Source organism: Desulfovermiculus halophilus DSM 18834 (assembly GCF_000620765.1).
GTDB classification, from domain to species: Bacteria; Desulfobacterota; Desulfovibrionia; order Desulfovibrionales; family Desulfothermaceae; genus Desulfovermiculus; species Desulfovermiculus halophilus.
On sequence record NZ_JIAK01000005.1, the window covers coordinates 101839 to 124841 of the forward strand.

General features: G+C 60.2%; 17 protein-coding genes. 11 read left to right on the plus strand and 6 right to left on the minus strand.

What is annotated here, in order from left to right; all coding sequences use genetic code 11:
* Nucleotides 1-15 precede the first annotated feature (15 nt).
* The 10 genes from N902_RS0101835 (at nt 16) to ftsZ (ending at nt 11887) form a co-directional block, all read left to right on the plus strand.
* Nucleotides 16-1404: a UDP-N-acetylmuramoyl-tripeptide--D-alanyl-D-alanine ligase gene (locus N902_RS0101835; RefSeq protein ID WP_027369540.1), complete on the plus strand. Its 1389-nt coding sequence runs from the start codon at nt 16-18 to the stop codon at nt 1402-1404.
* Entirely contained in the window at nt 1401-2480 is a 1080-nt protein-coding gene (gene mraY, locus N902_RS0101840) for a phospho-N-acetylmuramoyl-pentapeptide-transferase (RefSeq protein WP_027369541.1), read from the plus strand. Before N902_RS0101835 ends, mraY begins: the two co-directional genes overlap by 4 nt.
* A gap of 48 nt (nt 2481-2528) precedes the next feature.
* The gene (gene murD / locus N902_RS0101845) at nt 2529-3854 is read left to right on the plus strand and encodes a UDP-N-acetylmuramoyl-L-alanine--D-glutamate ligase (protein ID WP_051564101.1); all 1326 of its coding nucleotides are present in this window, start codon (nt 2529-2531) and stop codon (nt 3852-3854) included.
* A gap of 141 nt (nt 3855-3995) precedes the next feature.
* Nucleotides 3996-5120 (plus strand): putative lipid II flippase FtsW, encoded by a 1125-nt coding sequence (gene ftsW / locus N902_RS0101850; protein ID WP_027369543.1) that lies wholly within the window; start codon nt 3996-3998, stop codon nt 5118-5120.
* Entirely contained in the window at nt 5113-6213 is a 1101-nt protein-coding gene (gene murG, locus N902_RS0101855; protein ID WP_027369544.1) for an undecaprenyldiphospho-muramoylpentapeptide beta-N-acetylglucosaminyltransferase, read from the plus strand. The genes ftsW and murG overlap by 8 nt, the downstream gene beginning before the upstream one ends.
* Nucleotides 6210-7580 carry a UDP-N-acetylmuramate--L-alanine ligase gene (gene murC / locus N902_RS0101860; protein WP_027369545.1) on the plus strand — a complete coding sequence of 457 codons (1371 nt, stop codon included), beginning with the start codon at nt 6210-6212 and terminating at the stop codon, nt 7578-7580. The genes murG and murC overlap by 4 nt, the downstream gene beginning before the upstream one ends.
* On the plus strand, nt 7577-8512 hold the full coding sequence (gene murB, locus N902_RS15940) for a UDP-N-acetylmuramate dehydrogenase (RefSeq protein ID WP_051564103.1): 936 nt from the start codon (nt 7577-7579) through the stop codon (nt 8510-8512). Before murC ends, murB begins: the two co-directional genes overlap by 4 nt.
* A 3-nt stretch (nt 8513-8515) precedes the next feature.
* Entirely contained in the window at nt 8516-9310 is a 795-nt protein-coding gene (locus N902_RS18515; RefSeq protein WP_051564105.1) for a cell division protein FtsQ/DivIB, read from the plus strand.
* Nucleotides 9307-10536 (plus strand): cell division protein FtsA, encoded by a 1230-nt coding sequence (gene ftsA / locus N902_RS0101875; protein WP_027369546.1) that lies wholly within the window; start codon nt 9307-9309, stop codon nt 10534-10536. Before N902_RS18515 ends, ftsA begins: the two co-directional genes overlap by 4 nt.
* 130 nt (nt 10537-10666) lie before the next feature.
* Entirely contained in the window at nt 10667-11887 is a 1221-nt protein-coding gene (gene ftsZ / locus N902_RS0101880; protein ID WP_027369547.1) for a cell division protein FtsZ, read from the plus strand.
* A gap of 137 nt (nt 11888-12024) precedes the next feature.
* Here the strand turns inward: ftsZ and htpG are convergent, their stop codons facing one another.
* The 3 genes from htpG to N902_RS0101895 form a co-directional block, all read right to left on the minus strand.
* Complete coding sequence (gene htpG / locus N902_RS0101885) at nt 12025-13932, minus strand: molecular chaperone HtpG (RefSeq protein WP_027369548.1); 1908 nt, start codon at nt 13930-13932, stop codon at nt 12025-12027.
* 167 nt (nt 13933-14099) lie between these two features.
* The gene (locus tag N902_RS0101890; RefSeq protein WP_051564107.1) at nt 14100-15293 is read right to left on the minus strand and encodes a TraB/GumN family protein; all 1194 of its coding nucleotides are present in this window, start codon (nt 15291-15293) and stop codon (nt 14100-14102) included.
* A 193-nt stretch (nt 15294-15486) separates the two neighbouring features.
* Nucleotides 15487-16809: a M48 family metalloprotease gene (locus N902_RS0101895; RefSeq protein ID WP_027369550.1), complete on the minus strand. Its 1323-nt coding sequence runs from the start codon at nt 16807-16809 to the stop codon at nt 15487-15489.
* Between the two features lie 217 nt (nt 16810-17026).
* Here N902_RS0101895 and N902_RS0101900 point away from each other — a divergent pair, with 217 nt between their 5' ends.
* Nucleotides 17027-17350 (plus strand): BON domain-containing protein, encoded by a 324-nt coding sequence (locus N902_RS0101900; RefSeq protein WP_027369551.1) that lies wholly within the window; start codon nt 17027-17029, stop codon nt 17348-17350.
* A 74-nt stretch (nt 17351-17424) separates the two neighbouring features.
* Here the strand turns inward: N902_RS0101900 and otsB are convergent, their stop codons facing one another.
* From otsB to N902_RS0101915, 3 genes are read right to left on the minus strand one after another with little or no spacing between them, the layout of a single operon-like run.
* Nucleotides 17425-18249, minus strand: coding sequence for a trehalose-phosphatase (gene otsB / locus N902_RS15950; RefSeq protein ID WP_034621250.1), 825 nt, complete (start codon nt 18247-18249; stop codon nt 17425-17427).
* Nucleotides 18250-18256: 7 nt separating this feature from the next.
* Complete coding sequence (locus N902_RS0101910; RefSeq protein ID WP_208596250.1) at nt 18257-19303, minus strand: adenine nucleotide alpha hydrolase family protein; 1047 nt, start codon at nt 19301-19303, stop codon at nt 18257-18259.
* Nucleotides 19275-22955: an AsmA-like C-terminal domain-containing protein gene (locus N902_RS0101915; protein ID WP_027369553.1), complete on the minus strand. Its 3681-nt coding sequence runs from the start codon at nt 22953-22955 to the stop codon at nt 19275-19277. The genes N902_RS0101910 and N902_RS0101915 overlap by 29 nt, the downstream gene beginning before the upstream one ends.
* Nucleotides 22956-23003: the final 48 nt, after the last annotated feature.

Genomic DNA, 23003 nt, shown 5'->3' on the forward strand with positions numbered 1-23003 from the left:
CAGGATAGACGTAGCATGAAGCTCAGCCTTACCCAGATAGGTCAGGCCATGAAGGCGGTTGGGGATTATGAGAACGCCCAGGACGTGACGGCCGCCAGCGTGCAGACCGACAGCCGCCTAGTGCAGCCCGGGGATCTTTTTGTCTGCATCCAGGGAGAGCGCTTCGACGGGCACAACTTCGCCCGGGAGGCAGTGCACAAAGGGGCCCTGGCCGTGGTTGTGGAACGGCCGCTCCTGGATGTGTCCTCAGACGTGCCCATGCTTTTGGTTCAGGATTCGATTCAGGCCCTGGCCGATCTGGCCGGGTACTGGAGGAGCCAGTTTCAGGGGCGGGTAGTGGCTGTGACCGGTTCAGCCGGGAAGACCACGGTCAAGGAGCTCATAGCTGCGGTTCTGGCCCAGAATGCCGAAGTGGGCAGAAACTACAAAAACTGGAACAACCGGCTGGGAGTGGCCCTGTCTATCTTATCCATGCACGGCAGAGAGGACTATTGGGTCCTGGAGGCCGGAGTGAGCGAGACAGGGGAGATGGAAGACCTGGCCGCTGTGTTGGCCCCGGATCTGGCGGTGATGATCAATGTCGGACCTGCCCATCTGCAGGGTCTGCATTCGGTTCAGGGAGTGGCCCGGGAAAAGGCCCGTCTGGTTGATGCCGTTCCCTCCGGAGGGGCGGTTGTGGCCAGCCGGGATTATCCGGAGCTGCTCCAGGCCCTTCCGGAGGACAGAGAGGTTGTGCTGCGCACCTTCTCCACCCGGCCCGATGCCGGCGGGGATTGCTGTGTGCTCAGCCCGGTCGATGCCGAAGGGGGCAGCCTACGCATCAAGGCGGGAGACACGGAGATTGTGCTGGGGCTGTCCAGGGACAGGTCCTGGGTTGCGGAGAACATCCTGGCTGCGGTCTGCGCCACCCGGTATCTGGGATGCTCAGGGGAGGAGATCCAAGCCGGGCTGGATCAGACCCGCCTTCCTGAACACCGGGGAGACGCAGTCCGCTGCGGACAGGTGACCATTCTGGACGACTGCTACAACGCCAACCCCCTCTCCATGCGCTGGGCCCTGGACTGGGCCCGAAAAACAGCGGGTACCGAACCGCTGGTTCTGATCCTGGGAGAGATGAAAGAGCTCGGGGAGCAGTCCGAAGCGCTGCACGAAGAATTGGGACACCAGGCCGCCGAAACCAAGCCCAGAGGGGTTCTGTATTTCGGAGGGCAGGAGCGGGCCTTTCGCCGGGGCTTTGAACGGGCCGGGGGTTCGGTCATGCTCACTGTGCAAGGGGAACGTGATTTTGGGGCCCAGTGGCGAAGGCTGGGGGTCCAAAGCGGAGTTGTCCTGGTCAAGGGCTCCCGCGGGTGCGCCCTGGAACGCTTTGTACAACGTCTGCAGCAGGAACTTGGGGCAGCATGATCTATCACCTCCTCTATCCGCTTAGTGAGCACTTTGGACTATTCAACGTCTTTCGGTATATCACCTTCCGGTCCATCTATGCCCTGCTGACAGCCCTGATTCTGACCATCATCATCGGCCCTCGGTTCATTCATTGGCTGCAGCGCATAAAATGCGGGCAGTACATTCAGGAGGACGGACCGGAGAATCACCAGCGCAAGGCAGGGACCCCGACCATGGGCGGCCTGCTCATTGCCTTTTCCCTGTTGAGCAGCGTTCTGCTGTGGGGGAATCTGACCAATGTCTATCTCTGGCTCACGATTTTTGTCTTCGCCGGGTTTGGATGTATCGGATTTGTGGACGACTACCTGAAAGTGGTCCGCAAGCAGAACAAGGGGTTGAGCCCCAGGCAAAAGTTCGGATGGCAATTTCTTGTGGCGGCGGCGGCCATAGGCGTCTTGATTGTGCTCCCGGGATATTCCAGTTCGTTGTATATCCCCTTCATCAAGTGGGTGCAGCCGAACTTGGGCTGGTTCTATCTGCTGTTTGCCCTGGTGGTGATCGTCGGGTCCTCCAATGCGGTGAATTTAACGGACGGATTGGACGGGCTGGCCATTGGGCCGACCATTGTGGTCGGGGGATGTCTGCTTCTTTTCGTCTATGTGGCAGGGCACGTGGAGATAGCCAAGTACCTACAGGTGGCGTATGTTCCGGGAGTGGGGGAGGTAACCGTTTTCTGCGGCGCCCTGGTGGGTGCAGGGCTTGGTTTTTTATGGTTCAACGCCTATCCGGCTCAGGTGTTTATGGGCGATGTGGGCAGTCTGAGCCTGGGGGCCTCCATCGGATTCATTGCTATTTTATGCAAGCAGGAACTGGTTCTGCTGGTGGTCGGCGGGCTTTTTGTGGTCGAGACCCTGTCAGTGATCATTCAGGTCGGCTATTTCAAGTTCTCGGGCGGAAAGCGGTTTTTCCGCATGGCTCCCCTCCATCATCACTTTGAGCTGACCGGGATTCCGGAGTCCAAGATCATCGTCCGCTTCTGGATCCTGTCTATTCTCCTGGCCATGCTGGCCTTAAGCACATTGAAGCTGCGGTAATTGGGCGGCTTACAAATACAGAACATGGGAATGAAGGACGCACACAGAATGGGATGCGCATGCCAGGGTCCAAATCCGCGCACTCCTGCGGAGATCGCAGGGCGCCGGGTAACCGTGGTCGGGGCCGGTCGTTCCGGCCGGGCGGCGGCTGCTCTGGCCGCCCGGGCCGGGGCGGAGGTCACCCTTGCGGAGGCGCATCCAGGCGCTGTGTCCGAGGCTCAGCATCGGGACCTGACAGCCCAGGGCATTGAGCTCTCTGTCGGCCCGCATACAAGTGACGATTTCGCCGGGGCCCAGGTGGTGGTCCTCAGCCCGGGGATCGCACAGAAGAACATCGCTCCCTTTCTCCCTCACAGGGGCAGGGTGCAGGTCATATCCGAGCTGGAGCTTGCCCTGGCCTGGGTCCGGGAGCCGATTATCGCTGTGACCGGGACCAATGGCAAGACAACCACAGTAAGCTTAATCGATCATATCCTGCGCTGTTCCGGGGTGGAGTGCTTTACCGGCGGAAATATCGGAACGCCCCTGTCCGAGTATGTCCTCTCCGGCCGGGACAAGGATGTGGTGGTCCTGGAGGTGAGCAGCTTTCAGCTCCAGCACACCTGGTCTCTCCAGCCCAGAGTTGCGGTATGGTTGAACTTTTCAGTCAATCATCTGGATCACCACCAGGACCTGGAGGAGTACCGGCGGGCGAAGCGGTCCCTGTTCGCCGGGCAAGGGCCCGGGGATACGGCCCTGATCCACGCCTCCCTGTGGCCCGAGGTCCAGGACGGTGAATTGACCCAAGCCGAGACAGTGATCTTTGACCGGGAGCACGGCTTTGAGCTGCCGCAGCTTCCAGGGGCCCACAACAGCGCGAACATGGAGGCGGCCTATCTGGCCTGTGCCCGGTGGGGAGTCTCCGCCCAAGCCGCCAGACAAGGAATGCAGAGCTATGAGCCGCATCCCCACCGCCTGCAGCAGGCCGGGGAAAAAAACGGGGTGCTCTTTGTCAACGATTCCAAGGCGACCACCGTGCACGCCATGCAGGCGGCCCTGTGCAGCTTGGACAGGCCGATCCATCTCTTGGCCGGCGGGCGGTACAAAGGCGGCGATCTGCAGGAGGTGGTGGATCTGCTCCGTCAGCGGGTGCGCAGCGTCACTTTGTTCGGGGAAAGCCGGGAGATCTTCACCCAGGCCTGGGGGGGCGTGGTACCCATGGATTGGAGGCCGACCCTGGAAGAGGCTGTGGCTCACGCGGCAGGGCTGGCCCGGTCCGGCGAGGTGGTCCTGCTCTCTCCGGGAACGGCCAGCTTTGATCTGTTCCCCGGATACGCCGCCCGGGGAGAGGCCTTTGTCCGGGCGGTGACGGAGCTGACCGGCGGCGGGCAGTGATTCAACGACTTTTGCCTGATATGAAAAAGCCGGGAAGAGGTATGCACGGGATTATGGATTGGGGAATGAGTTCTTACGGTCTCCATGAGTGGTCCGGCCCCAGGGGGCGGGTCACTGCATACGGAGGGGCCTAGCCGGGATATGAGCGGGAACAGGGAGCAGGAGCACCTTCGGGAGCTGGCCGACTGGTGGCTGGTGGGATCCGCCTTGATCCTCATGGGCCTGGGGCTGGTCATGGTCTACAGCGCCAGCGGGGTCATGGCCGAGCGTCTTTTCGCGGACAGCGATCATTTTTTTCTGCGCCAGTCCGTGTACGCGGGAATGGGGCTGGCGGTCATGTGGATCGGAGCCAAGATCCCCATGGGCTTTGTCTACAGATTCGTCTACCTCTGGCTCATGGTGGTTCTTGTCCTCCTGGCCCTGACCCTGACTCCTCTCGGGGTTCGAGCCGGCGGGGCAAGCAGGTGGCTGGACATGGGAAGCTTTTCCCTGCAGCCCCTGGAGCTGGCCAAGATCGCCCTTGTCCTCTATCTGGGCTATTTTCTCAGTCATAAGCAGGACAAGATGAAGACCTTCAGCGTGGGGTTTGTCCCTCCGGTGATCATCACCGGGATCATCGCCGGAATGCTTCTCTTGCAGCCTGATTTCGGGGGGGCCGTTTTCATTGCCGCACTCTTTTTCACCATGAGCATGGTCGGGGGGACCCGGCTCTTGTATCTTTTGAGCTCCGGGCTGCTTTGCTTGGGGATCGGGGCCTATATGATCGTCAGTTCCCCGTACCGGCTCAAGCGATGGCTGGCCTTTCTGGATCCGTTTCAGAACGCGGCCGATTCCGGATACCAGGTCGTCCAGTCTCTGTACGGCCTGGGGCTGGGCGGACTGTTCGGGCAGGGGCTGGGGGCCGGGAAGCAGAAGCTGTTCTTCCTCCCTGAGGGCCATACGGATTTTATCGTGTCCGTTCTTGGTGAAGAGCTGGGTTTCGCCGGCCTGTCCATCCTGTTTGTCTGCCTGGGGGTGTATATGTTTCGCGGGTTGACCATCGCCTTGAATCAGGACGACCTCCAGGACAGGTTCACCGCCCTGGGGCTGTGCCTGGTGGTCGTCCTCTGCGCTCTGCTCAATCTGGCCGTGGTCATGGGGGCTGTCCCTCCAAAAGGGCTGCCCATGCCTTTCATCAGCTACGGGGGGTCGAATCTGCTGGTCGCCTGCATGTGCACAGGGCTCTTGGTCAATATCGAACGCCGGGGCAGAGGCGCGCATGGATAGGATAGTTCTCAGCTCCGGGGGGACCGGGGGCCATATCTTTCCTGCTCTGGCCGTGGCCGAGAGCATCAGGGAATCCTATCCCCGGGCTGAGCTCCTGTTTGTGGGAGGGGAGCACGGCCCTGAAGGCAAATGGGCCGAGGAGGCCGGCATCCCTTTCGTCGGCTTGCCGGCCCAGGGTGTGCTGGGCCGGGGGATCCGCTCTTTGGGATCTGCCTGGTGGATGCTCCGCAGTCTGATGCGCTGCTGGAAGACCTATGCCCGGTTCAAGCCTCAAGTTGTTCTGGGGTTCGGGAGTTATGCATCATTTGTCCCGGTCCTGATCGCCGCCTGGAAGCGGATTCCCTGTGCAGTTCACGAGCAGAACGCCCATCCGGGAGTTACCAACCGGTTTTTGGGCAAGCGGGTACAGCGGGTGTTTCTGTCTTTTCCGGACGAGCAGGGGTGGTTTGATCCCCAAAAGGTCAGGGTGACCGGAAATCCGGTCCGGACCAGCCTGATCACCCTGGGAGGCAAGGAAAAGATCTACACCCACCAAAGCGGCCATCGAGTCCTGGTTTTGGGTGGGAGTCAGGGAGCCCAGGCCATCAATCAGGCCGTTCTTCAGGCCCTGCCTCAGCTGCTGCCGCAGGGGGTGCAGGTACTGCATCAGGCTGGAGAGCGGCACTATGCAGAGTTCAGCGCGCACTACGACGCATTTGATCCGGACCAGGCCAAGGTGGTCCCTTTTATCCAGGACATGGCTGCGGCCTATTCCTGGGCCGATTTAGTGGTCAGCCGGGCCGGGGCCTCCACAGTGGCCGAGCTCACGGTTATCGGCCGGCCCAGCGTGCTCATTCCGTTCCCCTATGCTGTGCATCAGCATCAGCTGCACAACGCAAAGCTGCTGGAAAAGGCGGGTGCTGCCATGGTTGTGGAGCAGAGCTATCTGCCGGAAGTAGACCTGGCGGATATGATTTTGAATCTTCTGGCCCTGCCGGACAAGCTTCTAGCCATGGGCCGGGCGGCACGGCAGCTGGGCCAGCCTGAGGCTACCCGGAGCATTGTTCAGGAAGTGGCCGCAATGTCTGCTGTTAAAGGAAAAAGTCGTTCATGAAGACACAGGTGCAACACATACATATGGTGGGAATCGGCGGGGCAGGAATGAGCGGAATCGCCGAGGTCCTGCTCAACCTCGGCTATACCGTCAGCGGCTCGGATCTGTCGGACAACGACCCGGTTCGCCGTCTGCAGGCCATGGGGGCCTGGATAGCCCGGGGGCACGCAGAGGGCAATCTGAAGGAGGCCGACGTGGTGGTCAAGTCCACTGCTGTGGGCGAGGACAACCCGGAGGTGACGGCGGCCAAGGCCAAGGGGATCCCGGTCATCCCCAGGGCCGAGATGCTCGCCGAGCTCATGCGTCTGAAGACCGGGATTGCAGTGGCCGGCACCCACGGCAAGACTACGACGACCTCTCTGCTGGGTACAGTGTTCAAAGAGGCGGGATTGGATCCGACGGTGATCATCGGCGGACGCCTGAACCGGTACGGGACCCATGCCCTGATGGGGCAGGGGGAGTACCTGGTGGCTGAAGCGGATGAATCCGACGGTTCCTTTTTGTGCCTTATGCCCATAATAAGCATTGTGACCAATATTGATGCCGATCATCTGGATTATTATCCGGACATAGGGGCCATCGAGGATGCCTTTGTCCGTTTTTTAAATTACATACCTTTTTACGGCCTGAATGTAGTCTGCGGCGACGATCCAATCGTCCGCCGTCTGCTGTCCCGGGTCAAACGGCGGGTGCTGACCTATGGCTTGGGGTCGGACAACGATATTCAGGCCCAGATCCTGGAAAGCGGTCTGCACACCCGTTTTCTGGTCTCGGTGCACGGGGAGACATGGGGGCCGATCACCCTGGCTCAGCCCGGAAGGCACAATGTACAGAACGCCCTGGGCGTGATCGGGGTTTCCCTGGAGGCCGGGCTGTCCAAGGAGGTCATCATCAAGGGTCTGGAGGCCTTTGACGGGGTGGGGCGGCGCCTGGAGTACAAGGGCCAGCGCGACGGCATCCAGGTTGTGGACGACTACGGCCATCATCCCACAGAGATCCGGGCCACTCTGGAGACCCTGAGGCAGATGTATCCTCAGTCCAGATTGGTCGTCGCCTTTCAGCCCCACAGGTTTTCCCGGACCCGGGCCCTGTTCGGGGATTTTTGCCGAGCCTTTGCGCAGGCCGATCTCTTGGTCCTGACCGAGATCTACGCCGCCTCAGAGGACCCGATTCCTGGGGTGAACGGAGCAAGCCTGGCCCAGGGAGTGCGTCAGGTCAGTGCGACCGAGGTCATGTTCTGTCCGGATCTGCCGCATTGTCTGGAGGTCCTGGACGATATCCTGCAGACCGGAGACATCCTGCTCACTTTGGGGGCCGGGAATATCTGGACCCTGGGCGAACAGTTCCTCCAGGGAGAAAAAGGGTGAAGATCCTGTCCCGTCCGAACCTTCAGGACCGGACCTGGCTGGGGATTGGAGGAGTGGCCCAGGCCGAGGTCAGAATCGAGCAGCCTGGAGACTGGGAGCGCTGGTTCCGGTTTGTGCAGCGGGAGGGGCTGCGACCCTTGACCTTGGGCCGGGGGAGCAATCTCCTGCTCCAGGACGGCGACCTGCCCTTCTGTGTGGTGCGGCCTCCAGCCAAGCCCAGACCGGAGGTTTACAGCCGGACCAACGAACGCTGTGTGGTTCGAGTCCCGGCCGGATTTCCCTTGCCCGGACTCCTGCGCTGGCTTCAGGACCATGGGCTGGCCGGACTTGAGGGACTGTCCGGAATCCCGGCCGATGTCGGTGGAGCCGTGGCCATGAACGCTGGATCCTTCGGACAGAGTATTGGCCAATGCCTGCACCGGGTGCGATGCTGGACGCCCCGAACGGGGCTAGTCTGGCTGTCGGGAACGGAGGTGCAGTACGCATATCGGAGCTTTCGGCCCCTGGGATTGGGCAGGGAATGGATCATCCACGAGGTGGAGCTTGTGCTCTCCCCGGCTGATGGGGCCTTTCTGAAGCAAAAAAGGCAAGAAGTTCTGCATCGCAAGCGGCAGACCCAGCCCGTGGATGCCCGGACCTGCGGGTGCACGTTCAAAAACCCCCCCCAAGCCCCTGCCGGCCAGCTGCTGGATCAGTGCGGCATGCGGGGCAGGAAGGTCGGGGGAGTGGGATTTTCCTCCCTGCATGCAAACTTTCTGATCAATTCCGGGGGAGGAAGCTTTGCCCAGGCCATAGAGCTGATTGCGGAGGCCAAACGTCGGGTGCGGGACCGGTGCGGAGTGGATCTGGATCCCGAGGTTCAAATCATTGATCCCTGCCGGTCTTCTCCCCGAGGCGAGGGCAGTCCGGAGCCAATCGGAGAAATGCCTTGAGGTATGGCCAAGCAGAACGCATATCACAACAAAAGGGCACAGAGAAAGTCCGTGGGTCTGGTGCCCAAAGTGCTTGCATTTCTGGTCTGGTCCGGGTGTGCTCTGGCTTTTGTGCTGGGCAGCAGTCTGCTCCTGATTGCAGGGTATCGCTGGGTAACAAGCACCGAAATTCTGGCCCTGGAAAAGGTAGAGGTCAGGGGGGTGCAGCGCCTGACACGCAGAGAGGTCCTGGCCCAGGCCCACTTGGATCGATTCGACAACCTCCTGGATCTGTCCCTGTGGAAGATCCGGCAGTCCCTGATGGAAGATCCGTGGATCAAAGCGGTGGCTGTTCACCGGCACTTTCCGCACGGTCTGCGCATCGACGTGGAAGAGGAGGTGCCCTTTTTCTGGCGTCAAAAAGAAGAGCGTATCTACTACGCAGACAAGCACGGAGAGCTCATAGCGCCTGTGGACGTGGCCTCTTTCACCTCCCTGCCGCTTCTGGTCTGCAATCCGGACCTGCGCCGGGACCAGAGGGATCTGGGAATAGTGACCAAAAAATGGAGTCAAAACCAGATCCCCTTTGGTCTGGGGGAGGTGTCCTGGATTCGGTTCGGAACAGGCAACAGGCTGCAGATACGACTGCAGAATCCCGCCCTGGAAGTCATGCTGGGCAGGGACAACCTGCAGGTAAATATCGGCAGGCTGCGGTTCATGTGGAGGGACGTGCAGCGGCGGGATGAACTGGGGATGGTAGCGTATATTCTTGTATTCGAAGGTACTGGCTGGGTAGGCTATAGGAGTGACGTGGTATGAGTGCCAAGCCCGAACTGGTGGTGGGACTGGATATTGGAACCACAAAGATCTGTGTCGTGGTTGGAGAAGCCTCATCTGAAGGGGTTGATATCGTCGGGATCGGAATGAGTCCTTCCACCGGGTTGCGCAAGGGGGTGGTGGTCAACATCGAGCAAACGGTGCAGTCCATCAAGAAGGCCCTGGAAGAAGCAGAGCTTTTGGCCGGATGTGAAATCCGGAATGTGTTCGCCGGTATTGCCGGGAGCCATATTATGGGCTTTAACAGCCACGGGGTGATTGCGGTCAAGGGAGGAGAGGTAACCTCCAAGGATATCGAGCGGGTCATAGACGCGGCCAAGGCCGTGGCCATCCCCCTGGACCGGGAGCTGATTCACATCCTGCCCCAGGAATATATCGTGGACGATCAGCGGGGCATCGAGGACCCCCTGGGCATGGCCGGGGTGCGGCTGGAAGCCAGGGTGCACATGGTGACCGGCGCTGTGTCCAGCGCGCAGAACATCGTCCGGTCCTGCCATCGGGCCGGTCTGGACGTCTCCGGCATCGTTCTGGAGTCTTTGGCCTCGGCCAAAGCGGTGCTCACAGAAGAAGAAAAGGAAATCGGGGTCGCCCTGGTGGACATCGGGGGGGGGACCACTGATCTTTCTGTGTTCGGCAATGATTCCATCAAGCATATATCCGTATTGCCCCTGGGGGGGATGAACTTGACCAATGACATCGCCTTTGGGCTGCGGACCCCGATGAAGAGCGCCGAAAAGCTGAAGATCGCTCACAGCTGCGCTCTGGCCAGCCAGGTACAGAACAACGAGGTGGTCGAGGTGTCCAGTGTCGGGGACCGGGATGCGAGAACCATATCCAAGCGGGTATTGGCCGAGATCTGTGAACCCCGGGTGGAGGAGATCCTCAGTCTGGTTGACCAGGAACTGGTCCGGTCCGGGTTCAAGGAGATGGTCGGCGCCGGGGTGGTGCTCACCGGCGGAAGCTCGCAGATTGCCGGAATAGAAGAACTGGGGGAGCAGATATTCGATCTGCCGACCCGGGTGGGGGCACCTCGGGGGGTGGGAGGCCTGACCGATATAGTGAACAACCCGTCCCATGCCACGGCAGTTGGTCTTCTGCAGTGGGGGGCGGAAACGCACAAGGATGACCTGCGGTTCGGCATTCGGGAGAAAGGAATATTCAACCGCATTCTGGCCAGCATGCGGAAATGGTTCTCTGAGATCAGCTGATGCCGAGGCCGCTAGGTCCGGCCAGCAGGAATCGCCCCGGGGGCCCTTTTTTGTGGGCCGGCGCGGGCAGCAATATATACGGTGCGGTGACAGCCGGGCGGAATGCTTGGAAATGTACAAGGAGGCAGTGATGGATTACATGGAGATAGAGCCTGAAGGCAACGCAAAAATCAAGGTCATAGGCGTCGGAGGCGGCGGAGGCAATGCAGTGAACAACATGATTACCTCCGCCTTGCAGGGAGTATCGTTTATTGTGGCCAATACGGATGTCCAGGCCTTAAAGCACTCCCAGGCCGAGTACAAGCTGCAGCTGGGCGAGCAGTTGACCAAAGGGCTGGGCGCTGGGGCCAATCCAAGCACCGGCCGGGAGGCGGCCCTGGAGAGTGTGGACATCATCCGGGAGATGATCGGCGAGGCGGATATGGTCTTTGTCACCGCCGGAATGGGCGGCGGCACCGGAACCGGAGCTGCTCCGGTGATCGCCGAAGTCGCCCGGGAGGCCGGAGCTCTGACCGTCGGGGTGGTGACCAAGCCGTTCTTTTTTGAAGGCAAAAAGAGGTTGCAGCAGGCGGAAAAGGGCATCTCCAGCCTGAAGGAAGTTGTGGACAGCATCATCACCATCCCCAACGACCGTCTTTTGTCCCTGGCCTCCAAAAAGGCCTCATTTTTGGAGATGCTGAAAAAGGCGGACGAGGTCCTGTATTACGCGGTCAAGGGCATCTCCGATCTGATCATGGTCCCGGGGCTGATCAACCTGGACTTTGCCGACGTCAAGGCTGTCATGTCCGGCATGGGGCTGGCCCTTATGGGAACCGGAATCGCTCAGGGCGAAGGCCGGGCCCGGGAAGCGGCGACCAAGGCCATTACCAGCCCATTGCTGGAGGATGTGTCCATTGACGGCGCGCAGGGCGTGCTGATGAACATAACTTCCGGGCCGGACCTGACCATCGACGAGGTCAGCGAGGCAGCGAGCACGATCTCCGAGTCAGCGCAGGAGGATGCCCAGATCTACTTCGGGACTGTGTTTGACAACGATGCCGGGGACGAGCTGCGGATTACAGTGATCGCCACCGGCATTGAGCAGCCGGTGGAGAGCAAGCAGAGCCAGCCTTTTGGGGCGGCAAAAGGGAAGGTCGCCAATCTGGACAAGGCCAGGACCGGCCAGCAGCGGCAGGCCCCGCCGGCGCAAAACAACGAGGACCGGCAGATACCGGCCTATCTGCGCAAAGGCCGGGCGGGAAGCACGGAACAGGGCGCAGGGCAGTATACCAGCGAGCAGGGCTCTGAAGAAGAGTTCGTGTTCGAGGATGAATTTGAAATCCCTTCCTTTATCCGCAAGCAGGCGGATTAAGGAAGGGATCCGGGGTCAGGGCCAGGGGACAAGCCGAAAGGATTCCCCCTGACACCTGAACCACCGGATCTTTGCAAGCGGGGCGGCTGCACGGGCTTGCTGCTCAGCGCAGAGGCCGCCCTGGCTGAAGGGAGCTTTTACCTGGTCTCCTCCCCGGCATCCTTGGCCTGGGTATACCAGGAGCTGGCCTGGGACAGGATCTCGAAGCTTCGGTTGACCAGGGTATGGGGATCAGCCAGGTATCCGGCCTGCAGCAGGGCGGTCTCAAACAGATGCTCGGTGCTTTGGCGGACAAAGGCGTCGTTTGGATCCTGGGAGTAGACCTTGAGCAGGTTTCGGCTCAAGGGGTGATTGGGGTTGATCTCCAGGATCTGTTTGGGGATGGAGCTGTCCTTGTTCATGATGTGCATGATCTTCTGCATCTGGGAGCTGATCCCGCTTTCCGGATTGACCAGACAGGCCGGGCTGGTGGACAGTCGCTTTGAACTCCGGACCTCTGTGACCCGATCGCCGAGGATATCCTGCATGGCTTTGAGCAGCTGATCAAACGACTTTTCTTCCTCCGAGCTCAGGGTCTCCTTGGGCTCATCTTCCCCGGACCCGAACTGCTCCAGATCACCCGGGTCCACATGCTCCGCGGCCTTGAGGGCATACTCCCTGTAGGTGCCCACGCTTTGGAGCACGAACTCATCAACCGGCTCAAAGAGATACAAGACATCCAGGCCTTTGCTGCGGAACAGTTCCAGATGGGGGTTAGAGGCGATATTTTCCCGGTTCGGGCCGGAGATGAAATAGATCTCTTTTTGTCCTTCCTTCATCCGGTCGATGTATTCATCCAGAGAGGCCAGCCCGGTATCATCCTGGTGCCAGGAGGCGTTGAACCGCAGCAGCTGGGCAAAGGTCTCCCTGTTGCCGGTATCCGAATATCCCAGCTTGAATACCTTGCCGTGCTCCTCCCAGAAAGTGGTGTAGCGGTCCGGGTCCTTGGCCGCCAGGTCTTTGAGCTTTTGCAGTATCTGCTTGGTGATTGTGGTCCGGATCTTGCTTATAAGAGCGCTTTCCTGAATGGCCTGTCTGGACAGGTTCAAAGGCAGATCTTCGGTATCCACAACCCCGCTGACAAAGCTGAGATACTGGGGAATGAGGTCCTGATTCTTGTGCTGGATGAGGACCCGGTTCACATACAGGTCAAGACCGTAGTCCGTAGGAACGTTTTCAAAAAACAGGGTCGATTTTTGGGGGATGAACAGGATGCTGTTGAATTGGACCGGGGCATCCACCGAGGTATGGATGGTCTCCAGCGGCGGCTGGCTGTCGTAGGTCAAAAACTTATAGAACTCGGCATACTGATCCTGGGTGATGTTGAATTTGGATTCCTTCCACAGGGCTGGGATGGTGTTCACCTTCTCGTCGTCGACAAAGATAGGGAAGGATATAAAGTTGGAATGCTTCTTGATAATGTGCTTGATCCGGTCCGGATCAGCGTACTCTTTTTCCTCCTCGTTCAGGGTGACCTCGATGCGGGTGCCCCTGGACATATCCTCTTCTGCCGGGGCCACGGTGTAGCTTCCCATCCCGTCGGAGGTCCAGAGCATGGCCGGGGTTTCGGGGTCTGCGGATTTGGTGGTCACCCGGACCTGGCTGGCGACCATGAATACGGAGTAGAAGCCGACGCCGAACCGGCCGATGATGTTTTCCGGGCTTTCCTGCTCCTCGGTGACCTTTTTGAGGAACTCCTCTGTCCCGGACTTTGCGATGGTCCCCAGATTGCTGACCAGCTCCTCCTCGCTCATTCCTGTCCCGGTGTCGGCAATGGTCAGCCGCCCGGCGTCCTTATCAGTTGAGATCCGAATCTCCAGGGGCTGATCCGGATCGGCGACCTCGGTTCCCTTGTTCTGGGCGAATCTGACCTTGTCCAGGGCGTCGGATGCATTGGAGACCAGCTCCCGGAGGAATATTTCCTTGTTCGTGTATATGGAATGGATAATGATATTTAAAAGCTTTTGGGTCTCGGCTTGAAAGTCGTAGCTCTGGGCTGTGGACATAGAGCGGCATCCTCCTCTTCAGGGTTTGTGGTTGGAGACGGTTTTCGGGGCCAGCCTGAGATTCCTTCGCCCCTGGGCAGCCCAGGCCCGAAGAAATCTCCAATTGCAATACATAGACATGCTGGGCTGGTTGTCAAGGAAGGCTGCTGAGAGGGCGGGGAGAAGACCTAAAACAGCCGGCTGGCGATCCACCCTCCGGCCACGAATGTGCCCAGGGAGCTGCCCAGGTTGGCCAAAACCACAACCAGGAGGATGCGGCACACAGGATTGAGCCAGAAGCTGCGCACAGAACCAAGAGCTCCGGGCAGGCCCTCCAGGTCGGCCACAGTGGGCTTTTTGACCCAGGCCTGCACCAGGCCGGCAACCCAGCCGGCAGCCACAGTGGGATTCAGGCTGGTGAGTGGAGCGGCCACAAAGGTGGAAACAATGGTGATTGGATGGGCCAGGGCCAGGGCAACGGCCAGAGCGGAGAAAATGCCGTTGACCAGGACCCAGATGGAGACGGACTGGATCGACTGCTCCGGTCCTTGAATAAATCCGTAGACAAGGAGGCCGAGAATAATGGCCGGGATGAGCCATTTGAGGACTCTCGGCCATTTCGCGGGCGGGGGGAGTTCTTGAAGAGGGGCCGGGTCGATCTGCGAGGGCAGGGCCTTGACTATTCCCGGGACGTGTCCGGCCCCGACCACGGCGACAACAACCCGGCCGGGGGCGTTCTGGATTGCATGGGCCAGGTACAGATCCCGTTCATCGATGAGCCGTTTCTTGACCTGAGGGTAGGCTCGAGCGACCTGATCCATGACCACTTCCAGCTGGTCCTTGTCCTTGAGCTCTTCAATGCTGGACTCATCCACCTTGTCCGGGACGATCAGGGTGCCCACAAGGTGAAAGAGCATCTTCAGCTTCTGCCACCAGGGCAGATAGCCCCAGACCCTTTTCAGGGTAATGTTCACATCCCGGTCGGCCAGGACCAGATTCGCCCCCTGCTCTCGAGCCTGGGTCACGGCAGCCAGCATCTCCGCCCCGGGCTGGATCCCCAGTTGCTTGGCTATGGAGCGGTAAAAGCCGGAAAGAATCAGCTGCAGGAGGAGGAAAAGGGCCTTTTTCTCCTTGACCACCTTGAAGAGATCCATGTTTTTCCAGTCATCGGGCCGGGTCATGGCCTGATGCCGGGAAGGACAGAGCTCGACGCAGACGGTCTCCGGCCGGATCTGGGAGATGGCGGTCTCCACGTCCCGGACACTGGCATGGGAGACATGGGCAGTGCCCACGATATGCACGGTCTTGTCCTCTAGACGGACAGTGGTCACGCTTGGGGGCAATGCGGTTTGAATCTTCGAATCAGTGGTCGTATCGGTCATTGCTGAGGTCAGTATGGTTGTGCGTCGATCTTTTGAAAAAAAAAGATCGATACGACGGTTTGACGGACAGAGTCGGCCCGTAGACCAGCCCTTGTAGACCTTTTGCATGCCCAAAGCAAGCCGAGCCGGTCTCTATCCGGAGGGAACAGAGCGATCCAGTATTGGATCCCAAGGCCGGCACCGGGTGGGTTGGTCAGCGGATATAGCCCCATTCCTTGAGTCGGGAATAGGCATACCGGGCCTGGTTTCCCTGGCTGCCTTGGCGCAGAAACTGCATATACCTGGAGGCGGCCGACTCTTTGCGGCCCATTCCCTCCAAGGACAGGCCTTGCAGGAAGGTGGTCATGGGATTGCCGGGCAGGACTTGGTCGTAGGAGGAAAAGGAATGCAGAGCGGTCTCGTAATCCCCCTGCTCCAGATTGATCACCCCGGTCATGTATTTGGCCTGCGCTTCCCGGGGATAAACCTCTTCCGCCTGCTGGGCGTAACGCTCAGCCTCCCGGGGACGCCCGAGGGCCATGAGGGCCTGGGACATCATAACCAAGGCGGCATAGTCGTCCGGAGCGACCTGGAGGGCCCGGCTAAATGATGCTTCTGCTTGGGCATAGTCCTTTGCGGCCATCTGCTTCTGGCCGTCCTGCATGGCTTTGATGGCCGGCTTGATCTTGCGCAGGTCCGCGGTCTGGTCCATGTAGCGTTCCTTGTACACCGGGTTCTGCGCCGCATACCCAAAGCGGGATTCGGCGGTCCGCCGGGCGGTCTGCAGCCGTTCCCTGGACATGGGATGGGTGGAGAACATGGTCTCCAGGGCCGAGGGCTGCCGGGAGGAGAGGTTGACCAGCATGTCCTGCAGGCCGATCATCCCCTGGGGACTGTAGCCGGCTTGAACCATGTATTCCATGCCCAGGGCATCTGCTTCCCGTTCATTGTCCCGGCTGTACTTGGCCAGAAGCATGCTCGCCCCGAGGCCGCCAAGGTTGGAAAGCAAGGCAGCGTAGGTGTCGTCGTCTCCCAGGGCTATGCCGGCTCCGGTCAAGAGTGCGGAGACAAAGACGCCCTTGGTCATTTGTTCACCGGTATGCCTGGCGTTGACGTGGGCGAGCTCATGCCCGAGCAGGGCGGCCAGCTCGGCCTCGTTCTCCATCTCCACCAGTATGCCCCTGGTTACCGCAATGCTCCCGCCTGGAAAGGCATAGGCGTTGACGTAGGCGGCGTTTACTCCTTGAAAGGAGTAGGGCATGTCCGGCCGGTGGGTCAGGGCGGCCAGGCCCTGTCCAGTCCGGTTGATATAGGCGTTGAGGCCCGAATCCCGGATCACTCCGTAGTCGGCTGAGAACTGGTGCGGGGAGCGTTCACTATCTATCTGAATCTCCTGTTCTCTGGACATGAGCATGAACTGGGACTGGCCGGTCACCGGGTTGACGGCGCATCCGGACAGGGTTCCTGCGGCCGCGCCCATGCTCAGGGCAAGAAACGAGCGTCTGCTCATCCAGGAAGTAGGGGGTGAGGTGGTCATACACAGGTCTCCAGGCAGAAGTATAATCAATGCTGGTTCTTCGACGTAGCCTGTGGATTTTTGGAGTTTGCCATCTCTTCTGTGTCGAAGAGCCTCAATGCTCATGCGCATGGTATCTCCAGATCCAGCGATCTGTCCAGGGCCCACATTGACCACCGGACCCAAATCCAATATTTTCGCTCACAGGTACAATAACCCCTGGTTCAAGGAGAGGTCTATGGCGGATGAAGAATACCCGGAAGGCCCGTCTTTTGCTGAAGAGATGGAAAATCTTTCTGACGAAGAGGTGGAAGAGGCAATACTGGACCGCATATTGGACCAAGGAGAGATCGACACGGAGAACTTTCATATCCAATGCCAAAACGGGATTGTTTCCGTGGAAGGGGTCCTGCCCTCGGCGGAGCAGTATCAACAGCTCATGCGCCTGTTGCGCGACGACCTGCAGCTGGAGCATGTGGTGGACAGAATACGCATTCAGGATGAAGTGGTTTTTGGCGACGACGAGGATGTTTTCACCAATTACGATCAGGACTTTGAATAACCCTGATCCGGGCCCCGTTCTTTCCTCATCCATGGGTGCTGTGCCGCCGGAACGATGAGGTCTCTGCCCTCAGGCTACCCAGAGGGGCCGTTACCTTCCAGCCATCGGAGGAGCTTTTCCAAAAAGAGGTGGACCTCCCGGGGGGTGTTCAGCCGGTAAGCGGCCCGGGTGGTGCGCTCCTCTTCGCTGACGCAGATGCCTGCCCCAGGCAGGGGGAGCACGGCAAAGGCGTGTTCGTCTGTGGTGTCATCTCCGATATAGATGGGTGCGCCCCGCCCTTTCCAAGCAGGAAGGAGGTCCAAGATATACAGGAGCGCTTGTCCCTTGTCCCATTCCAGGTTGGGCTGGATTTCGATCACTTTCTTGCCCCCAAAGTGCCGGAGTCCCTGGTGGAGGGCCAGGACTCTTTCCACCCCGGCCTGGACTGCATCCAGGTCCCGGGGCAGTGCCTGACGGTAATGTACGGCCAGGGAGTGCCGCTTGCGCTCGAGGTGCACGCCTGGAAAGGCCTGGAGCAGGGTGCGCAGTTCCTGTTCGACCCGGTCCAGGACGGGTGAAGGGGGATGCGGCTCAATCCGTCCGTGACCGGGGATCAGCAGATCGAAACCGTGGCTTCCGGCGTAGATCAGGCCGTCCACCTGGACCAGGCCCCGGATATTGTCCAGGTCCCGGCCACTGATGATTCCGGTCCAGCTCAGGCGGGCCAAGCGGCGAAGAGTGTCCCGCACCGGCTCGGAAAGCTCCGCCAGATCAGGATGATCTGCGATGGGGGTCAGGGTCCCGTCGTAATCCAGAAACACGGCCGGCATCCTGTCTTCCAGCCCAGTGACCACCTCCTGAAAGGAGTGCAGGGCGTGGGGCAGGGAATGGAGGCTGGCTGAAACACGGGCAGTGGACATAAAGGCCTCAGGGTTTGGATTTTTCCACCAGGCGGTTGTATAAGCTGCAAATGCCGCATAGATCGGCATAGGCCGGCTCCCCGCACACGCGGCATGTGCCGAAGCCGGATGCGGTGTCCTCGTCTGTTTCCCTCCCCTCGGTCTCCGGGCGTTCCCGGACCTGGCTTGTCCCTTGCGTAGCCGTTGGTTTATCCCGCAGATAGGAAAAGAGAAAGCTGCGTTTGGTTCCGGGCATGGACTGTTCCATAAGCTCCAGGGCCTGCTTGAAGGTGTGGGAGGTCGCTCCCCGGGAAAAGGAGCAGGTTTCATGCACCGGGACAATCCCCCGCAGCTCGCAGTAGGCCAGAAGCTCCTTGATCTCCAGGCGGTACAGGGGCTTGAGCTTGGCCGGGATCCGGGGGTGGGGCGACGGCAGGTAGGGATATTGCTTGGCCACGTGCTCCAGGCGCCTGCCCACGAGGTTGCCCAGAAGCCGCCCGGCCTCGTCGTCCAGGTTATGGCCGGTGACCAGGGTATTAAACCCTTCCCCGGCGGTGAGCCGATTGAAGTAGGCCCGTTTGAGCCGTCCACAGACGGAACAGGTCTTCCCCCGCAACAGACCGTGAACCTCGGGAATGGAGTACCCGAAGATCTCCTTGAGGCTGTACTCGCTCCAGCCCAGGCCGCGGGGTAAGGCAAAGTCGGCCACTGCCCGGCTGGAGGCCTCGGAAAACCCCGGGATGTCCAGATTAAGGTGCAGGCCCCTGGTCTCATACCCCAGCTGATGCACAAGATCCCAGACAGCCAGGGAGTCCTTGCCTCCGGACACCGCGACCATGACGGGACGGGGCTGAAACTTCATCTCTTTTAATCCCCTGCCCACTGCGGTGTGCACAAAGTGCAGAAAGCAGTCCGGACAGAAGTTGGCGTGATGGGAGGGCAGGTGGATCTCGGCCTGCCCACGGCAGCGGGTGCATTTCGCCCCCCGGGGCAAGGGGTGGGCAGGGCTGAACGTGGGTTGTTTGGGGAGCAGGTCAGAAACCGGATCACTCGCCGAGGGCTTTTTTGTCTTCATTATGCTCATCGGTAAAGGGCTGAAAGATTTTTAGGGGCAGTTTGAGGGTCCTGTGCATCAAGTCCACAAGCTCCTTGCTCACAGCCTGAGGGGATAAGGGGATGACCTTTGGATTCTGCCAGGAGCCGGTGACCCGCACAGGGATAGTGACCAGATTCCCCCGGGTCAACCCGCTGATGACCGGGATTTTTTTTATCAGCCGGTCCAAGGTCTTCAGGGGGGCGACCAAGACGACGATATCCACGGTCTCTTGTCCAAGATCAACCGTGCCGGAGAATCCCATTTCCAGGCTGTGGCCGTCAACAAGCCCATGGTCGACCTTGATCCGAGAGCCCTGCATCCGGGCTGAGGCCTGCAGGCTGGCAAATCGGATCCCTTCGTTCTCCAGATCCGGCAAGCTGCCGAAGAAGATCTCTGTGCTGTTTATGACCTCAAGGACCCTGGCCAGGATGGAGTACCTCAGCAGTCGGCCGTCAGTGACCTCGATGTTCAGTTCGCCGTGCAGGTGGGAGGCCAGGTCTTGTGCATCCGGGGCAGTGCCACCCAGGTGCCCGCGCAGGTCCAGGGTGCCGGTGGCCAGTTCCCTGCTGGATCCGGTCAGGCACTCCAGGATCGGCGTCAGGGGTTGCTGCTGGCAGGAGGGAGCAACTGTAAACCCAATCTCCTCCTGGGGCAGGGTGATCTTCCCCGGCACAGAGATCCCGCACAGGGCGCTCTGCTCATGGATGCGGACGGTCAAGGGGGCATTCGGCTGGAGATTCCAGGTCAGATGCAAGGGAGATATGATCCGGTTGTGGTAGCGAAAGGTTTCCACCCGGGTCGTGACCCGGCCCTGGACTGCCGGCAACCCGTGGTCCTCATCCGAGGAGAATCTGGAGGCCAAGGAGCTGAATCTGGACGTGACCCACGACCAGTCCGCCTCCTCGGCCTGGATGTTGAGGTCGAGGACGGTCTTTTTTGCATCTGTGCCCTGCATTGTGCCCTGGACAGCAATCTCATGTCCGTCCCAGGCCAGGGATGCGTCGTCAATCCTCAAAGAGGCCTGAGATTCGGCCTGTAGCCTAAGGCGGTGCAGGGTGAGCTCCGGGATGCCTTCCGGCTTCAGGCCGGTCTCAGTGATCTGGATCCCGCCCCGGACCTGGTCCAAACCCCATGAAGATGTATTGAGCCGGGCCTGCAGATCACCGGAGATCATCCCCTGTGTCCCGGTGATCCAGGGCTGGTCAAAGATGCGCTCCAGGGCTGCCGGACGGATCCGCCCGGCAAGGGAAGCCTGAATCCAGGGGCCTGTTCTGCTCCCGGAAAGAGTCCCCCGCAGGTCATGGTCCTGGATCGAAAACTCCCTGAGCTCAATCTGGTCCGCACCCCACAGGACATCCAGTGCGGCACCAAGCCCGGAGCCGAAGCCGAGGCGGGCCCGGAGGACAAAGGTCCCCCCGGCCTGATGCTGGAACCGGCCCTGATCAATGCTCAGGGGCCCCTGGACCTGAAAAGGGGAGGGAACCCCGGCCAATCTCTGTATCAGCCGGGCACTGTGCGGGCCGAACCGGCCGTCGAATTCAAGGTCCAGGCCAGGTGTTTTCCAGTCCACAGGCAATCCAGGCAGCACTGCGTCTATTTCGGCTTGACCGTCGAGAAAGCTCAGACTCAGGTTGCGGACCGCGCTTCGCTGCGGCCCCCAGACGATCTGCCCGGAAGTGAGGTCTGCGGGCTGGGACAACACGGGATGATCGACGCGAACGTTGTGGACTTGAGCCCTAAACTCCAGCCTTCTTTTCCGGGGAGAGGACAAGGGGAGATTGAGGGAGGCTTCTGAGACATCGGCCCGACCGAGCAGGTTCAGCCGGCTCAAAGCGTTGTTTGGGGCCAGTTCACCGGAGAGATCCTGAATCCAGGGCCAGAATGATCCAAGGTCCAGCCGCCCGTGCATACCGCGGATGTCCAGGGCCGGCTCATCTTTCCAGGTCAGGGCGGCATCGCTGAGTTCCAGCCGGCTGGAACCCAGCTCGGTCTGAGCTGACTCCACGGTCAGGCGGCGATTGGTGATGCGCAGATTTGTCCCCTTGGCCGTCACGGACCAGGGAAGCCGCTGATGTCCGCCGTTGATGGTGAACTCCCGGGCCAGGATGTCGATATTCAGGCCCTGAGGGGTCTTTGTCAGGTCCAGCTCTCCCCGGGCCCTGCCGTGAATATCGCTCAGTCCTTGCAGTTCACGGATAAACGCCTGGTCCTTGACTGTTGTATGCAAAATAGCGGGGATGTGCTCCACAGGGCCGGAAACCTGCATGGAAAGGGCGAAGGGTCTGTCCTCTCTGTCTTCCAGGCCGAAGCGGAAGCTCCCCTCCCAGCCCCTGGCCCGGTCCATTCGGGCCGAAATTCCGGAACCGTACAGGATTTTCTCCTTGACCCAGGCGTATCCGTCGGCTTCCCGCAGGGTCAGGTCGAGCTTGGGGATGTGCAGGGTGCCTTCTTCCATACGACCCTGGATAAGGAGCTCGCGCTTGAGCTCCTCGGTGTTTGATCCGTGGGTGCTGATATGCAGATCGGGAACGCGGCCTGCGCGGATCACTCCGAAAAGCTTATTCAGGAACTTGGATTTGGGAAACAGGTCCATGCATATCCCGGCCACGGGGGGGACGATCAGATCCCGTCCCTGCACGCCCAGCTGCAGCCACGGATGTTCAAAGTCCGCCCCTATCTGTCCGGTCAGGGAGATCTGGGGGTCCCGAAGGCGAGCATCATGGATATCGGCATACAGGGATGATGCCTGGAGCTGTAGGGTGCTTTCAACGGCAAGGCCGCTGATATCCCGGGTGCTGTGTTGTGTGCTGACCCGCAGGTTCTCGGCGGTCAGGTCCAGATGGGCATTCAGCCGCAGGTCATTGTGCACTGTGAAGCTGCTGTTGATGGTCACAAAGCCTGATTGAAAGCACAGGGGGAGCTCAGGTGGACCCAAAAGGGACAGGACCCGATCCGCCTGCAGTCCCTCGATCTGGGCGGTGCCCTGGATCTGGTCCTGATTCGCGGGGATTTCGGCAAAGAGGTGGAGGCTGTGGGCCAGGTCCCCCCGGGTCTGCAGGTCCAGGGTGATTGTTTCCGCATGGGCCAGCCGGGCAAAAACCCGGGTAAAGATCACCTGTTTTCCCTGGGGGAAGGATAGGCCCAGGGTTCCGGAAACGATGCCCAGCTCGGCACCCTGAGGCAGGGCAGAGGAAATCTTCTGAATGACGGCCTGCATTTTCTCCTGCCCGAGATCCTGTTCTGGAGCGGAGATGTCCAGGTCAACCCTGGGGCCGGTGGCCACAGCTTCGGCAAGGCTCAGCCTGCCCAGGAGGAGGTGTTCAAAGCTGGGCCTGATTTCCAATTCCTTGGCGGTGACCAGGCCGGCCCGGGGAAGGTGGATCTCAACCCCGCTGGCCCGGACCAGGGGCAAGGGGAAGAAGTCCAGCTCCATATCAGCGGCTTGCACGGGAACGGGCAGGGAGTCTTGGATGCGAGCGAGGAGGGCTTGCTGGATGCGGGGACTGTTTTTAATCCCGATCTCAGCAGCCAGGAGGACGAAGCCCAGAGCGGAGGCGACACAGAGCACCGAGGCCCCAAGCCAGGCGACAATTCTGAACAGGAAGTGTTGCTGAAAGTGTGTCGTGTTCATGGACCGCACGTCGGGTTGGGGGAAAAGAAGCAGGCTGTTTTGTCTATT

What these genes read in the sequence shown, in the direction of transcription:
- N902_RS0101835 (WP_027369540.1), top strand. Translation starts at nt 16, where the DNA reads ATGAAGCTCAGCCTTACCCAGATAGGTCAGGCCATGAAGGCGGTTGGG.
- mraY (WP_027369541.1), top strand. Translation starts at nt 1,401, where the DNA reads ATGATCTATCACCTCCTCTATCCGCTTAGTGAGCACTTTGGACTATTC.
- murD (WP_051564101.1), top strand. Translation starts at nt 2,529, where the DNA reads ATGGGATGCGCATGCCAGGGTCCAAATCCGCGCACTCCTGCGGAGATC.
- ftsW (WP_027369543.1), top strand. Translation starts at nt 3,996, where the DNA reads ATGAGCGGGAACAGGGAGCAGGAGCACCTTCGGGAGCTGGCCGACTGG.
- murG (WP_027369544.1), top strand. Translation starts at nt 5,113, where the DNA reads ATGGATAGGATAGTTCTCAGCTCCGGGGGGACCGGGGGCCATATCTTT.
- murC (WP_027369545.1), top strand. Translation starts at nt 6,210, where the DNA reads ATGAAGACACAGGTGCAACACATACATATGGTGGGAATCGGCGGGGCA.
- N902_RS18515 (WP_051564105.1), top strand. Translation starts at nt 8,516, where the DNA reads ATGGCCAAGCAGAACGCATATCACAACAAAAGGGCACAGAGAAAGTCC.
- ftsA (WP_027369546.1), top strand. Translation starts at nt 9,307, where the DNA reads ATGAGTGCCAAGCCCGAACTGGTGGTGGGACTGGATATTGGAACCACA.
- ftsZ (WP_027369547.1), top strand. Translation starts at nt 10,667, where the DNA reads ATGGATTACATGGAGATAGAGCCTGAAGGCAACGCAAAAATCAAGGTC.
- htpG (WP_027369548.1), bottom strand. Translation starts at nt 13,932, where the DNA reads ATGTCCACAGCCCAGAGCTACGACTTTCAAGCCGAGACCCAAAAGCTT.
- N902_RS0101890 (WP_051564107.1), bottom strand. Translation starts at nt 15,293, where the DNA reads ATGACCGATACGACCACTGATTCGAAGATTCAAACCGCATTGCCCCCA.
- N902_RS0101895 (WP_027369550.1), bottom strand. Translation starts at nt 16,809, where the DNA reads ATGACCACCTCACCCCCTACTTCCTGGATGAGCAGACGCTCGTTTCTT.
- N902_RS0101900 (WP_027369551.1), top strand. Translation starts at nt 17,027, where the DNA reads ATGGCGGATGAAGAATACCCGGAAGGCCCGTCTTTTGCTGAAGAGATG.
- otsB (WP_034621250.1), bottom strand. Translation starts at nt 18,249, where the DNA reads ATGTCCACTGCCCGTGTTTCAGCCAGCCTCCATTCCCTGCCCCACGCC.
- N902_RS0101910 (WP_208596250.1), bottom strand. Translation starts at nt 19,303, where the DNA reads ATGAAGACAAAAAAGCCCTCGGCGAGTGATCCGGTTTCTGACCTGCTC.
- N902_RS0101915 (WP_027369553.1), bottom strand. Translation starts at nt 22,955, where the DNA reads ATGAACACGACACACTTTCAGCAACACTTCCTGTTCAGAATTGTCGCC.